We start from the raw sequence: 14520 nt of genomic DNA, 5'->3' as shown, positions 1-14520 counted from the left end.
CGGCGAAGTCGAGAAACTCATGGGGGGCGATGCCTCCGGTAGGGTGGCCAGATAACCGACTGGTCCAAAATTATAGGGCAGGAAGTACCAATTCATTTTGGAATTTTTTAAAGCCCAATTCAAATCGAAAAATATAACATAAACAAGTACCCATAAAAATGGCCCGATATACAAGAATAGAAGTAGCTGAAGTAATGAAGGAAACTGGCATGGTGCCCTTATTTTACCATCCCGATACCGTTTTAGGAAAACAAGTTCTCAAAGCCTGTTACGATGGTGGCGCCCGTCTTATGGAGTTTACCGCCCGAGGCGATTTCGCCTTTGAAATATTTGCAGAACTTAATAAATATGCCTTGGCCGAACTGCCAGGTATGATTTTGGGTGTTGGTTCGATTACCGATGCCGCCGCAGCATCGCTCTACATGCAATTGGGCGCGAACTTTATAGTAACCCCAGTTTTAAGGGAAGATATTGCCGTGGTCTGCAACCGACGTAAAGTCTTATGGTCACCCGGTTGTGGTTCGCTCACTGAAATTTCCCGAGCCGAAGAGCTGGGTTGCGAAATCGTCAAATTATTCCCTGGTGACCTATATGGCCCAGGATTCGTAAAAGGAATCAAAGGACCCTGCCCTTGGACGAGCATTATGCCCACGGGTGGCGTATCGCCTGAGAAAGACAACCTAAAAGGATGGTTCGATGCCGGAGTGACCTGCGTAGGCATGGGATCTAAGTTAATCTCGAAACAGGTATTGGCCGACCAAGATTTCGACGGTCTTACGCAAACGGTAAAAAACACATTGGATACTATCAAAGAAGTACGAAACAACTAGCACATGCGATTGATCAGAAATTTCTCCACAGCACTTGTTCTTATGCTGCTCCTGGGTTGCACCATGGAAAATAGCACCAAAACACTACGACTGGGCCATGGCCTTGATGTCAGCCATTCCGTTCATAAGGCCATGGTAAAAATGGGGGAAGATCTGCTGCAAAGATCGGGCGGCAAGCTTAAATTGGAGATTTATCCCAGCCAACAATTGGGCACCGAACGCGAATGTTTGGAGCTTTTACAGATCGGTAGCCTCGATATGACCAAGGTATCCGTTGGGGTGCTGGAAAATTTCGCCCCTAAAATGACCGTTTTAGGACTGCCCTTTCTTTTTCGGGATCGCCAACATTCTTTTGATGTATTAGACGGCCCCATTGGCGAGGAGCTTTTAAACGATGGCAATAAATATTGGCTCAAAGGGTTGGGATACTACGACGCAGGTAGCCGTAGTTTTTATACCATGAACAAACCCATTCATACGCCTGATGATTTAAAAGGGCAGAAGATAAGGGTAATGGAGAGTGCTACTGCCGTACGCATGGTACAGGAACTAGGAGGTTCTCCCACACCGATTTCCTGGGGCGAACTCTACACCTCATTACAGCAAGGTGTTGTAGATGGTGCCGAGAACAATCCACCAAGTTTCTATCTTTCCAGACATTACGAAGTTTGCAAATACTATTCTTTAGACGAGCATACCGTTTTGCCCGATGTATTGCTTATGGGCACGTATGTTTGGGACAAGCTATCGGAACAGGAACAAAAATGGTTGACCGAATCGGTTACCGAATCGGTTAAATATCAACGTGTACTTTGGGCAGAGGCCGAGGCGGAAGCTTTACGGGAGGTTGAAAAGGCAGGGGTCGAAATTATCAGACCCGACAAAACGCTTTTCGCCGATAAAGTCGCGGATATTTTAGAAAGTTATAAAGGTGATAATGAAATCTACCCGTTGATCAAACAAATACAAGAAACCAAGTAATATGGCCGAACTACGAAAACTAATCGACAAAATTTTAGGCAGGGCACTTGTCGTCATCATGTCAGTAATGGTGGTAAACGTCCTCTGGCAAGTATTTACCCGCTATGTTACGGGGGACCCCAGTTCGTTTACCGATGAGTTGGCCCGCTACCTAATGATATGGATCGGCATTTTGGGTGCCGCTTACGTAGCAGGCAAAAACCTTCATGTGGCTATTGACATCTTGCCCTCTAGGGCCAGTGCCAAGACCCAGAAAAAGCTAAAGACCGTGGTTACCGTTTTGGTTATACTTTTCGTATTGGTCGCTTTTGTCATTGGTGGATCACGCCTGGTCTATATTTCATACCTCTTGGGGCAACAATCACCCGCGCTTCAAATACCCTTGGCAGTTGTCTATATGATTCTTCCGATCAGTGGCTTGCTAATCATTTTCTATAAAGTATCCGATCTCTTAAAAAAATAACCATGTTGGAAAGTCTACCTATTTTTGTATTGGTAATCAGTTTTTTATGTCTTTTGGCCATCGGCACACCGGTCGCTTGGAGTATTGCCATATCATCAATGTTAACCATGTTGGTCAGCATTCCCGCCATACCGGCTTTTACCACGGTTTCCCAACGTATGGCCACAGGGCTCGACAGTTTTGCCCTCCTTGCCATACCTTTCTTTGTACTCTCGGGAGAACTGATGAACAAAGGCGGTATTGCCCATAGGCTCATTGCATTTGCCAAAACCTTGGTGGGTTCGCTTCCGGGCGGTCTCGCCCTTATCAATGTTATTGCTGCCATGCTTATGGGCGCCATTGCCGGGTCTGCCATGGCTTCTGCATCAGCGATGGGAAGTATTTTGGGGCCTGAAATGGAGAAAGAAGGCTATTCCCGTGAATTTGGAGCTGCCGTCAATATCACCTCAGCTACTACAGGCTTGGTCATTCCGCCTAGCAATGTACTAATAGTTTATTCCCTCGCCAGTGGAGGGGCTTCTATTGCCGCCTTGTTTTTGGCCGGCTATATTCCGGGCATTCTAACAGGACTCTTTCTAATGATCGTGGCTTCCTTTTGGGCCAAAAAGAAAAAATATAAAATCGGAAAACGCAGTACGTTCAAAGAGGTATTCCGAACATTTATCGACGCTCTTCCAAGTCTTTTCATGCTTGTAGTAGTTATCGGGGGAATTGTATCAGGAGTCTTTACCGCTACTGAGGCTTCCGCCATCGCCGTACTTTACAGCCTGATTCTCGGTTTTATTTATAAAGAAATATCCCTTCCAAAACTTCCACAAATCCTATTGGACTCATCGGCAACTACGGCCATAGTTATGCTGCTAATCGGTGCGTCAATGTGTATGTCTTGGTCGCTGTCTTACGAAAACATCCCTCAGGATATCAGTACAGGACTTTTGGGCTTGAGCGACAATAAAATTGTAATCCTTTTAATCATCAATCTCTTGCTTTTATTTGTGGGGGTTTTTATGGATATGACTCCTGCCGTTTTGATCTTTACTCCGATATTTTTACCGGTAGTGACCAAACTAGGCTTAGACCCCGTACATTTTGGAATCATTATGGTACTCAACCTTTGCATCGGACTCTGTACACCGCCGGTGGGATCAGTGCTCTTTGTCGGTGTCGGTATCGCAAAGACAACAATTGAAAAGGTCTTCAAACCTTTGTTGCCCTTGTTCATAGCCATGATCATTGCGTTGTTTTTGGTTACTTATATTCCACAATTAAGTTTGTGGTTGCCCAGTCTTTTTGACTTGTAATAGTTTATGCATGGGCAGTAAATAACCAAATCTTTTAAGTAATTCATGGCGATTCGATGTTTCTCCGCCAACGCAAAAAACCAGTAGCCGTTTAAGGCTATTGGGAGTCCTTGATTTTATTAATTACTCAAAATTAAAAATGTGAAAAAGTTAAATAGAAAGAATACCGCTCTAGAAGCAACACTACCCATCAAGGTCATCCAATTCGGAGAGGGCAATTTTTTAAGGGCCTTTGTGGAATATGCGTTTCAAAAGTTGAATCAAGAGACGGATTCTAATTCCGGAATCGCCGTGGTACAACCCATCGACCGAGGTATGGTCGACCTTTTAAACGCTCAAGATGGCCTGTATACGCTATTTATGAAGGGGATAAAAAAAGGGGAGGAAACCCAAGAAAAAGAATTGATTACCAATATTGTGAAAGGGGTAGATCCCTACGCCAATTTTGACGACTATTTGGCCTTGGCCAAGGAAGAGGCTTTGGAGTTTATCATATCGAACACTACCGAGGCAGGTATTGCACATGTGGCCAGTGATACCGTGACCATGAGGCCACCGACATCGTTTCCTGCCAAACTTGCGGTACTGCTCTATGAACGATGGAAACATTTTGACGGGGCTAGCGAAAAAGGTTTGACCATCATCCCCTGCGAACTGATCAACCACAATTCCGATACCTTAAAGCAGATCATATTGACCTATATCGATGAATGGAAGTTGGAAGATGCTTTTAAAAACTGGGTCTTAAACGCCTGCAGTTTTCACAATACATTGGTCGACCGTATCGTTCCCGGATATCCAAGAGATCAAATCGAGGAATACAACAAGCAATTGGATTATGAAGATAATCTTATCGTCAGTGCGGAAACCTTCTTTCTATGGGTCATCGAAGGTGGTGCTGATCTAAAGCGTAAATTACCCTTTGATAAAACCGACCTTGATGTAAAGATTGTCGATAATATGCAACCCTACCGTACCCGTAAGGTGCGTATTTTAAATGGTGCCCATACCGCCATGGTACCCTTCTCTTTATTATACGGTAATGAAACGGTCAAAGAGAGTGTCGATACTAATTTTACAGGTACTTTTATCCGATCGGCCGTTTTTGACGAAATTATTCCGACCCTTGATATGGATAAACAGGAATTGGAACAATTTGCCGAAGATGTTTTTGATCGTTTTAGAAACCCATTTATAAAACATCAGTTATCGAGTATTGCCCTAAACTCGATTTCAAAATTCAAGGTTCGGGTTTTGCCCAGCCTATTGGAATATACCGAACAAAATAACATTTTGCCCCAACATTTGGTTTTTGCCTTTGCCTGTTTGATTCGATTTTATAAAGGTGATTGGAACGGTAAGCAACTACCGGTCAACGATAATCCGGCAGTAGTGGCGGAATTTTCAGCCATTTGGAACTCGAACGACTATGCCCACATAGCCAAAGAAGTTTTAAGTAAAGAAACGTATTGGGACCAAAACCTGACCGTGATCAAAGGCTTGGCCGCAGCGCTGGCCAACGCCCTAAGACTTATTGACACACAAGGAATAGAACAAGGATTTCAAACCTTTACAACAGCAGCTAACCCTACAACATAACAACCGATGGAACATAAATTAATAAAGGTACAACCCGAAGATAACGTAGCCATTGCGTTGATTGACTTGGTACAGGGTGACAAAATTGCCTTCGAAGGGGAAGATATCATCATCTTGTCCGATACCAAGGCCAAACATAAGATCACCATGGTCGATTTGGCACCCGAAGACAAGATTTATATGTACGGGGTATTGGTCGGAAAGGCCGTTACCGAAATCAAAAGGGGCGATGTGCTGACCGTTGACAACGTGAAGCATCAGAGTACTCCTGTAAAAGAAAAAACGGAAACTACAGGCTGGACCCCACCCGATATTTCCGCTTGGAAAGACCGTACATTTATGGGTTACCACCGAGGTGACGGACAAGTAGGTACGGCCAATGTGTGGTTGTTCTTTCCGTTGGTCTTTTGTGAAAACCGGAATGTCGAATTATTAAAAGATGTTTTCGAAAAAGAACTTTCGTTCAACAAAACCAATAGTCAACGTCAACTGTTACGCAGTTTGGTTCACGGTACGGCACAGAGCGATTCTCAGGAAGCTCCGAGCAAGGAAGTTTTCGACAATATCGATGTCCGCTTTATTACCCATCAAGGTGGTTGCGGCGGTATGCGCCAAGACTCAGACTCTCTGGCAACCTTATTGGCCGGTTATGTAAACAATCCCAATGTGGCCGGGGCCACTATTTTAAGTTTGGGTTGTCAAAACCTGCAGGTTGAAACTTTCAATACCGCCTTACGTTCCATCAACCCAGATATCAAAAAACCTATTTTGATTTACGAGCAACAAGCCATGGGTACGGTTGATGAAATGCTCAACACGATAATAAAGGAATCTTTTGAAGCGATCAAAGAAGCCAATAAGATTCCAAGACAACCGGCACCACTTTCAAAATTAAAAATGGGCTTGGAATGCGGAGGGTCAGACGGCTTTTCGGGTATTTCCGCTAATCCGGCATTAGGGTACGCTTCAGACCTTTTAGCCGCTTTGGGCGGTTCGCCAATACTTTCTGAATTTCCAGAACTCTGCGGCGTAGAACAAGAACTCGTCAACCGATGTGTCAACGAGGATGATGCCCAGCTTTTTATGAAACTCATGAAAGCTTATGAAAATGCTGCGGAAGCGGCAGGATCTGGTTTTGATATGAATCCGTCACCTGGAAATATCAAGGACGGATTGATTACCGATGCCATGAAATCGGCAGGGGCAGCGAAAAAAGGAGGTACCTCCCCTATTCAAGCCGTATTGGACTATGGTGAATATGTCACCAAACCTGGATTGAATTTACTCTGCACCCCGGGCAACGATGTGGAGAGCACCACCGGCATGGTCGGTTCGGGAGCTTCGGTAGTATTGTTTTCTACGGGACTGGGCACACCTACGGGTAACCCGATTGCCCCGATCATTAAAGTATCTTCCAACACCTTGGTAGCCGAAAAAATGCCTGACATTATCGATATCGAAACTGGCGCTGTAGTTCGCGGCGAAAAAACGATAGCAGAAATGGGCAACGAAATTTTGGAATACGTGGTCAAAGTGGCCAGTGGGGAAGTGATTGCCAAGGCCGACCAAATGAACCAGAACGATTTTATTCATTGGAAACGGGGGGTTTCATTGTGAACTTATCATTCATTCCTTTTTAGAAAGAGCAGCAAACTCATTTTAAAAACCGAATCAGATTGGGCGGGTATCCAATTTGATTCGGTTTTTTTACTCCATACCGGCATACCGCTATGCATAAATTGAAAAATCACACTCAAGTCAATTCCCGCCAATCTGGGCAACCCCAATCTCCATATTCTCTAAAATAGGGTCATGAATTTCCCAAATTATAAGTTACCATTCCATTAATTGCAAACTATTCAATTATTAGGCAGAACACTCCCTTTACTTTTGTCACTTTCGACCTTATGTATATATTTGCCCAAGTATCAAAAATAGAATATCATTTCTCAATTCAACAACTTAATTAATTGATTTTCAGTTTTTTATATTAATATGTACCGTAACATCCATCATAAATATTGTCTGGCCAGGTATATATTACGAATACCGTTTCGGAGAAGGATGATGTAATATTTTTTTGATGAGTAAACGGAATTAAAACAATTGTTCTATGAGAAAATTAAAGAATTCCGATTTTATAATCCCCCTTTCCATATTCGTTCACTTGGGGATTATCAACGGGGTGTTATATTTCTTGACACCACAGACCTATCTCGACCCTTTTAATATCATGTATTATAACATTTCGTGGTTGGTCATCACTTATTTTTTGGATTATTATCCTACCGAACGTAAGGAACGTTTTACCGACAAGTTCCTCAAGACACTTCATTTATATGCTATTTACGGCCTTGCCTATTTTGCCCTCTTCGGACTAAAGGGGCGTACTTACGATTCCCTCGACTACCAATTGTTCGTTTTCGCCGTCCTCTGCTGCCTTTTTATCGCGTATCGTGTTCTATTCTTTTGGTTGACCCGAAAATATAGAATGATCGGTGGTAATTACGTCAATGTGGTCGTATTGGGCAGGGATGCCAATCTCAAAAAAATTCGAAAAGAGTTTGACGACCCCTATTTCGGGTACCGCTACCAGGGCTTTTTCGATGATAAGACCTCCAAAAGTCCTACTTATCTGGGTAAGATTTCAGATTGCTTCGGTTATATGCTGCAGCATGATATCGACCAAGTCTATTGTGTTGCTTCAAAGTTTAGTCGGAAACAATTGGAAAATTTGATCCATTTTGCCGATAACAACTTGATCAAGTTTAAGATTATTCTTGACAACAAGGAAATCTATTCCCGGGCCATGTCGATAGAAACCTATGGCAATATACCCGTACTTAACCTGAGGAAGGTTCCTTTAGATACCGAATTTGCCCGTATTGCCAAACGCACCTTTGACATTCTATTTTCTTCCTTGGTGATTCTTACCGTGCTCTCTTGGTTGACACCCTTGTTATACGTATTGATCAAACTGGAATCACCGGGCAACTTATTTTTCAAACAAAAGCGTCATGGTTTTAAACGTAAGGCTTTTTGGTGTTATAAATTTCGATCGATGACGGCGAGCACCGATGCCGATTCAAAAATGGCCAGTAAAAACGATATGCGCATCACCAAAATCGGTAAAATATTGCGAAAGACCAGTATCGATGAATTGCCCCAATTCTTTAACGTGTTTTTGGGAGATATGAGTGTGGTAGGACCGCGCCCGCATATGGAGCTACATACGGCGGATTATGAAACCTCCGTGGACAAATATTTGGTACGCCATTTCGTAAAACCGGGAATTACCGGTTTGGCACAGGTAAGCGGTTATCGAGGAGAAATATTGAAAAAAGCCGATATACTTAACCGGGTACGGTTGGATATCTTCTATGTCGAAAAATGGACTTTAGGACTAGACATCCGTATTATCGGACAAACCGTTACCAATGCGGTACGGGGAGAGGAAAAAGCGTATTGACGTGCATTTTTTCATCCTATCGACACGAACTTTAAATTTTCATCAAATGGCATTGCAGTTATCCTTTTTCAAAGTATTCCCAAATATGGTTTCCGGTAATCTGTTGGACACATGCCCTAGATTTAAGCGAAAACCAAGAGCCTAGCAAGACAAATAAGAAAAGAAAAAATAGATATCCCTAATAATTTTGGTAGACCACGATACTAACGAACATTTATAAATATCAAGTTCTACAAGTTATTTTATAAGCCTTAATAAATAGTTAAGATGTACACGACCCCGAAGAAGACATTAGTAGTAGTATTACTTAGTTCCATGCTTTTTTCCTGCATGACGAATAAGAGTACGGTTTACATTAACAACCCTAACCTTAACCATGAGGTTCCCATATCAATTATGGATACTATAGTGGAGTATAAACTTCAGCCCAGAGATGTTTTAAATGTTCAAATTAAGACCCTTGACGCTGCTAGTTCGGCCTATTTCAACTTACAATCTGGCAACACTTTTCAACAATTTAGTCCCGCAGCCTTATACCTCGGCGGATATTCAATAACTAAAGAAGGAAGAATCAACCTACCTGAAATCGGTCAGGTTACCGTTGCCGGACTAACCCTACCAAAAGCCGAGGCGGCAATTCAAAAAGCGGTACGGCGCTACCTTCCCAATGCAAACGTGATTGTTAAGATGGTAAGTTTCAAAATATCGGTTCTTGGAGAAGTCAATGCACCTGGATACTATTACGTCTACAATGAGCAAGCCAATTTATTAGAGGCATTGGCCTTGGCAGGTGACATGACGCTTTTTGGCAACCGGGAAAACATTACCGTACTCAGACAAACTGAAAGTGGAATGAAAGGTATGCTTCTCGACCTACGAAATCCCAATATTTTTAGCTCCGAGTATTTTCAATTGCTTCCCAACGATGTAGTTTACGTACAACCTAGAAAAGAACGAAATCAACGAGACAACCTTAACACGTTTAACCTTCTAAGCATTGTTTTTGGTGCCATATCCTCAGTAGTACTTCTTTTAAACTTTACAAACTAATAAAGATGGTGAATAGAAACGCTATGAATATTGATAAAATTTTATATACACTTCGCCACAACTGGTTTTATATACCGCTGATTCTTGTCATCACTTTAATTCTTGCGGTGATAACCATTCAGAAAGTCGGCGAAAAATTCAAAGTAGAAGCTTCGCTACAAATTCAGAATCCTAGCTTAAGCTCATCTGGAAGCCAACAAGAACTTTTTCTTAAAGGCGCTGAGCTTTTTGCTTCAGAGACCAATGTTTCAGACGAGATTGGCGCTATTACTTCGCTTTCTACCATTGCCGAAACGCTACGGGATATGAATTACCATGTTACCATATATGGCTCGACCCCAAGTATTTTTGGCATTGGAGGTGAAAATAAAGAACTTCACAACCCTGTTTTTCAAATACGATTAACAGAAGGGCTTCCGCAAGCCACTGATGTTCCCGTGAAAATCACATTCCCCGAAAGTAACACCTATCGAGTTCAAGCTACTATCGACAAGGGAACCCACTTATTTCGATCAACGGCCATTGATGCCAGTTACGAAACCTTAGCGGAAAAAATCACAATAGACCAAACATTACAGCTTACAGAACCTTATAAAGACAATTATTTAAGTTTTAGCATAGACCTTCAGGGAAATACGCCTCCTGATGCTGAAACCGAGTACTCATTTGTTATTAATGAGATGCGCAGTCTTGCCGAAACATACAGAAATAAGCTATCAATAGCCCCCATTTTTGATGGTGCGAGCATCTTGAACATAGGTAGTTCATCAGACCTTCCCCAAAAGGAAATTGATTTTATCAACGGTTTAATGACCACTTATATAGCCAAGAGCCTATCAAAAAAGAACTATCTTGCCCAAAGTACCATTGCCTCAATAGACAAGCAGCTTGATATAGCGGTTGACACCCTCAACACTATTGAGGGTTCATTGGAGAATTTCAGATCACAAAATGAAATCATTGACATCGAAAAGACCGCCGAAAACCTGAACAATCAATTTACGGCACTTAGCGAAAAGAAGTCAGATCTTAACGTAAAAATCGAATATTACCAATACCTCACGAATTCCCTGGCCACCAATGGAAGTATCGATAAAATGGAATCGGTCTCGACAGCAGGTATTGAAGACCAAGTTCTCAGCAATCTTGTTATTGAATTAAATGCATTGATTCAGGAACGTAGTTCAATTGCATTTTCCTCCAGCAGCGAAAGCCCAGTTCTCAAAGGTATTGACCAGCGCATTAGAGCAAGCCGATCTGCCGTACTTAATAATGTAAATAGTCTCTTGAGCTCTTACACTATAAGTCTGCGGAACACTGAGGAAAGATTGGATAAAGTAAACTCTCAAATTTCGCAACTCCCCCGAGGGGAACGCAATTTGACTTCTATCGAGCGAAACTTCACGCTTAACGACGACCTCTATAGTTACCTTTTGCAAAAAAAGGCAGAAGCTAACATTGCGCTTGCTACCAATGTTTCTGATAAAAGTGTAATCGACGAGGCCCATATTGTGGGCAAGGCGTTCCCCAGCAAGTCTCTATTATTGCTTGTCTTTATTGCATTGGGTATATTAATATCATTCGGAGTGCTGTTCTGGAAATACATAACCTTATCAAAAATAATAACCGAAAGCGATATTCCAGCCCACATAAAGTGGCCAGTTTTAAGCAGTATTCAATACGAAAAAGATAAAATAGGCATTTCAAAATCACTCAAGATTTATAACTCCTTGAAGGAAAAAGCCAAAAATGGCACCAAAGTGATTTCCCTAGTTGCCTCAAACCAGAACGAAGATACCCATTCCCTTACAAAAGGGCTCGTTGGCCAAATGATTACTATGGGAGACCGGGTGGCCCTTGTTCATTTAACTTCGGATCATGAAGATATTTATGAACAACCAAAAAGAATATCAACCAAAAAGGTAGTAAATAATCAAATGCAAGACCTACTTGACACTGAGCTTACCCCCGAATTATCGGTACACAAAGTGAGTGCCGGAGACTTTGCACATGGTAACAGCATACAGGAATTGCTATTCAAACTAAGGGAGAACCACGACTTTGTACTTCTTCTAGCCCCTTCCCTAAATGATTCATTAGCTTATTACAAGGTTAGGGAACATTTAGACTTCACCCTATTTATCGTACAAAGCCGCTTTACAGAGACCGCTATGCTATCTGAGGACTATGGCAATATGAGCCTCGAAGACAACGTAGGAATCGTAATAATGAACAAGGCATAATCCCAATTCGAATGGAGTTTTTTTTAAAAAAGCTCAAGCTTTTAAAGCTTGATTTTAATTTTATCAAGAGTGGCAGCACAGTACTGATCAACAGGCTGTTGGGCATACTTTTCGGTTATTTATTTCTGCTATACGTGTCGCGGGTTTATGGTGCCGCTACGGTTGGGGTATATACTATTTGCTATACTATTCTACAGGTAACGGCCAATTTGGGCAGGTGTGGCACAGATGTTTATATGCTTCAAAAGGCATCCTATCTTTATCCGGCAAAAGACTCTAAGCTCAAACAGTATTTTAAAAAATCGTCACGCATAGCTGTCATTGTATCCTTGTTACTTACGGCCATACTTGTCACCACATCGCAATGGGTTGCCAAAACATTTTTAGATGCATCCTACACCTATGCCATACTGGCCGTCGCAATAGGTATTCTTCCGTTGGCACTGATCAATGTCTATGGTGCTGTACTCAATGGGATGGAGAGTTTCAGCAAATTCTCATTTTCAACAAATACCAGCATTTATTTATTCTCCGGTATTTTTCTTCTAAGTGCCAGTATTTTTACAGACCAAGACTGGATTGTTTTTTATAGTTTATCATTTGGGGTCGTTATTACATTATTGTTAGGGCACATCTGGGTAAGAAACGGTCTTAAAGAATTAGATTATTCAAAAACACAGGACAGTATTGATGAAAGCTGGCCGAAGATATTGAAACAGTCTTACCCCATGATGCTTACTGCTTCTATACTTTTCTTGGTCAACTGGACGGATAGTCTGATGCTGGGTGTCATGAAAGACAATGAAAGTGTAGGCCTTTATAGTGTAGCTTCTCGAATTGCAAACGTTTTAATTTTAATACCTTACTCGTTAAACTCGGTAGCGGCACCAAAATTTGCCAAAGATTTCAGTAAAGGCATCGTTCAGGTAACCGCGTTGAAAAAAGTAAAAAAAATGAGTTTCCTTACAACCTTGGCACTTGTAATCCCCATAGTTTTAGGAGGTCATTTTATTCTGTCATTTTTCGGCCCTGAATTTACAGATAGCTACTATTGCTTGGTTATTTTAGCAATGGGCTTTTTGGTCAGAAATTATTTTGGTCCATCAACTTATATTCTTCAAATGAGCAACAACCAAGATCTTCTTTGGAAATGTATTCTTTTGGGCCTTCTTCTCAATATCTTACTCAATTACCTGCTTATACCCACCTATGGAATAGAAGGTGCCGCGATTGCCAGCGCCCTTAGTATTATTTGCTGGTATTTGGTCGCCTATACCTTAGCAATGAAAAAAATAAAACCATTGATTAAGCCTAGACAATAATGATTTCATACTTGCGCAATAGGTTCAGACTAGATAACACAAATGACCAAATCTCATTTGCGAGCCTTTGTTCCGTTTGTTTGCTTTATGCATTTAGCCACCCTTACCCGCAATCAATTTCAGTACTAGAGCTTGGTGTCGGCCTATTTCTAGGTATCACTTTTTTGATGACCGCACTCCATTTAAAACAGTCTTTATATTCGCTGTTGCTTCTCGGTGCATTAGGCACTATATTTTTCTGGCCTTTGATAGTCGGCTTGGTCGGAGGTTCTTCCGTAGGGAATATAATCAGGGACATCGTTCCATTTCTATACCTTTGCTTTGCATGCCTTTTTTTAATCAGAAATGAAGGCAGAAACTTTTTTAGGGCAATACACCGAATACTACCTTGGTTGCTTGCCATTATTGGCATTCTATTCTCCATAAGGGAGGTTCTTCCTTTTATCGGGGAAATTTTGGCAAAAAAAGGAATCATCTGGTTGGAAATGCATCTCCTTATACAGTCCTCTGCAGTAACCTTTGCCATGTGCTTTCTATTGCTCAAAGGGTGCAACCTGATTCACTTGGGAAAATATTTTAAGGGATTCGGACTCCTGTTCCTCAGCCTAATTCCTTTTATGGGCACCTACCTTGCGGTAATGCGGGCACCAACGGCATTTTATGTCTTGTTTATTTTATTAGCCTTTTATATATGGCCGATTACTTTTGTTCGCAAAGCTGTAATGAGCGGTGTTGCCATTTTCATTTTCGTTATCGTGTCGGGCCCTGCCACAATTTCGCCCTATCTAGAAAATCTGACCAACAAACAAAAAAATCACGGTAATAATGGCAAGGTTGAAGAAATCGTTCAAATTACCGAACTTACTTTTGAAAGACCGCAATACGTACAACTACTGGGTCAAGGTTGGGGTTCAAGTTGGGCCAGTCCTGCGGTTCAAACCGAACTACATCCTGGGAAACGAATAAGTTATGCGCACTCTTTTATAGCTTATTCTATTTTAAAGTTTGGTCTTTCAGGATACCTTATATCTCTTCTGCTGGTCATATTGGTATTCTATTTATTTGCTTCGGCCTGGGTGAAAGTCAAAGCTTTCAGTTACGATGGTACGGTCTTATTCTCCTCAATGCCACCACTACTTATTGGTATTTTTTTGGAGCCAAATTATAAAACTTTGGATTTTAGCATCACCTTGTTGATTTTGATAAGTGCATATACGGTGTTACAAAGTAAATCCTACGATACCAATACTGAATAAAAATAG

At 41.7% G+C, this 14520-nt stretch carries 11 protein-coding genes; all 11 read left to right on the top strand.

Translation table 11 applies throughout. The annotated features are described in order from the left end of the window. The first annotated feature begins 158 nt into the window (after positions 1 to 158). The 11 genes from AACZ88_RS21025 (at position 159) to AACZ88_RS20975 (ending at position 14514) form a co-directional block, all read left to right on the top strand. Complete coding sequence (locus AACZ88_RS21025) at positions 159 to 830, top strand: bifunctional 4-hydroxy-2-oxoglutarate aldolase/2-dehydro-3-deoxy-phosphogluconate aldolase (RefSeq protein ID WP_339714879.1); 672 nt, start codon at positions 159 to 161, stop codon at positions 828 to 830. Between the two features lie 3 nt (positions 831 to 833). Then, positions 834 to 1811: a TRAP transporter substrate-binding protein gene (locus AACZ88_RS21020; RefSeq protein ID WP_339714876.1), complete on the top strand. Its 978-nt coding sequence runs from the start codon at positions 834 to 836 to the stop codon at positions 1809 to 1811. 1 nt (position 1812) lies between these two features. Beyond that, the gene (locus tag AACZ88_RS21015; protein ID WP_339714873.1) at positions 1813 to 2274 is read left to right on the top strand and encodes a TRAP transporter small permease; all 462 of its coding nucleotides are present in this window, start codon (positions 1813 to 1815) and stop codon (positions 2272 to 2274) included. Between the two features lie 5 nt (positions 2275 to 2279). Continuing rightward, entirely contained in the window at positions 2280 to 3575 is a 1296-nt protein-coding gene (locus AACZ88_RS21010) for a TRAP transporter large permease (RefSeq protein ID WP_339714885.1), read from the top strand. 141 nt (positions 3576 to 3716) lie between these two features. Beyond that, positions 3717 to 5174: a tagaturonate reductase gene (locus AACZ88_RS21005; RefSeq protein WP_339714870.1), complete on the top strand. Its 1458-nt coding sequence runs from the start codon at positions 3717 to 3719 to the stop codon at positions 5172 to 5174. Positions 5175 to 5180: 6 nt separating this feature from the next. Then, complete coding sequence (locus AACZ88_RS21000) at positions 5181 to 6791, top strand: altronate dehydratase family protein (RefSeq protein ID WP_339714867.1); 1611 nt, start codon at positions 5181 to 5183, stop codon at positions 6789 to 6791. A 496-nt stretch (positions 6792 to 7287) separates the two neighbouring features. Beyond that, on the top strand, positions 7288 to 8643 hold the full coding sequence (locus tag AACZ88_RS20995) for an exopolysaccharide biosynthesis polyprenyl glycosylphosphotransferase (protein ID WP_339714864.1): 1356 nt from the start codon (positions 7288 to 7290) through the stop codon (positions 8641 to 8643). A gap of 267 nt (positions 8644 to 8910) precedes the next feature. Continuing rightward, a complete protein-coding gene (locus AACZ88_RS20990) occupies positions 8911 to 9693 on the top strand; it encodes a polysaccharide biosynthesis/export family protein (protein ID WP_339714861.1) in 783 nt (260 codons plus the stop codon). A gap of 5 nt (positions 9694 to 9698) precedes the next feature. Beyond that, positions 9699 to 11936, top strand: coding sequence for a GNVR domain-containing protein (locus AACZ88_RS20985; RefSeq protein ID WP_339714859.1), 2238 nt, complete (start codon positions 9699 to 9701; stop codon positions 11934 to 11936). An 11-nt stretch (positions 11937 to 11947) separates the two neighbouring features. Further along, positions 11948 to 13258 carry a flippase gene (locus AACZ88_RS20980; RefSeq protein ID WP_339714857.1) on the top strand — a complete coding sequence of 437 codons (1311 nt, stop codon included), beginning with the start codon at positions 11948 to 11950 and terminating at the stop codon, positions 13256 to 13258. Continuing rightward, positions 13258 to 14514, top strand: a complete 1257-nt coding sequence (locus AACZ88_RS20975) for a hypothetical protein (RefSeq protein ID WP_339714854.1) — start codon at positions 13258 to 13260, stop codon at positions 14512 to 14514. Before AACZ88_RS20980 ends, AACZ88_RS20975 begins: the two co-directional genes overlap by 1 nt. Positions 14515 to 14520: the final 6 nt, after the last annotated feature.

Origin of the sequence: uncultured Kriegella sp., assembly GCF_963975415.1 — a bacterium.
Classification (GTDB): Bacteria; Bacteroidota; Bacteroidia; order Flavobacteriales; family Flavobacteriaceae; genus Kriegella.
Note: the sequence above shows the minus strand (reverse complement) of the source record. Positions and strands in the feature narration are given on the sequence as shown.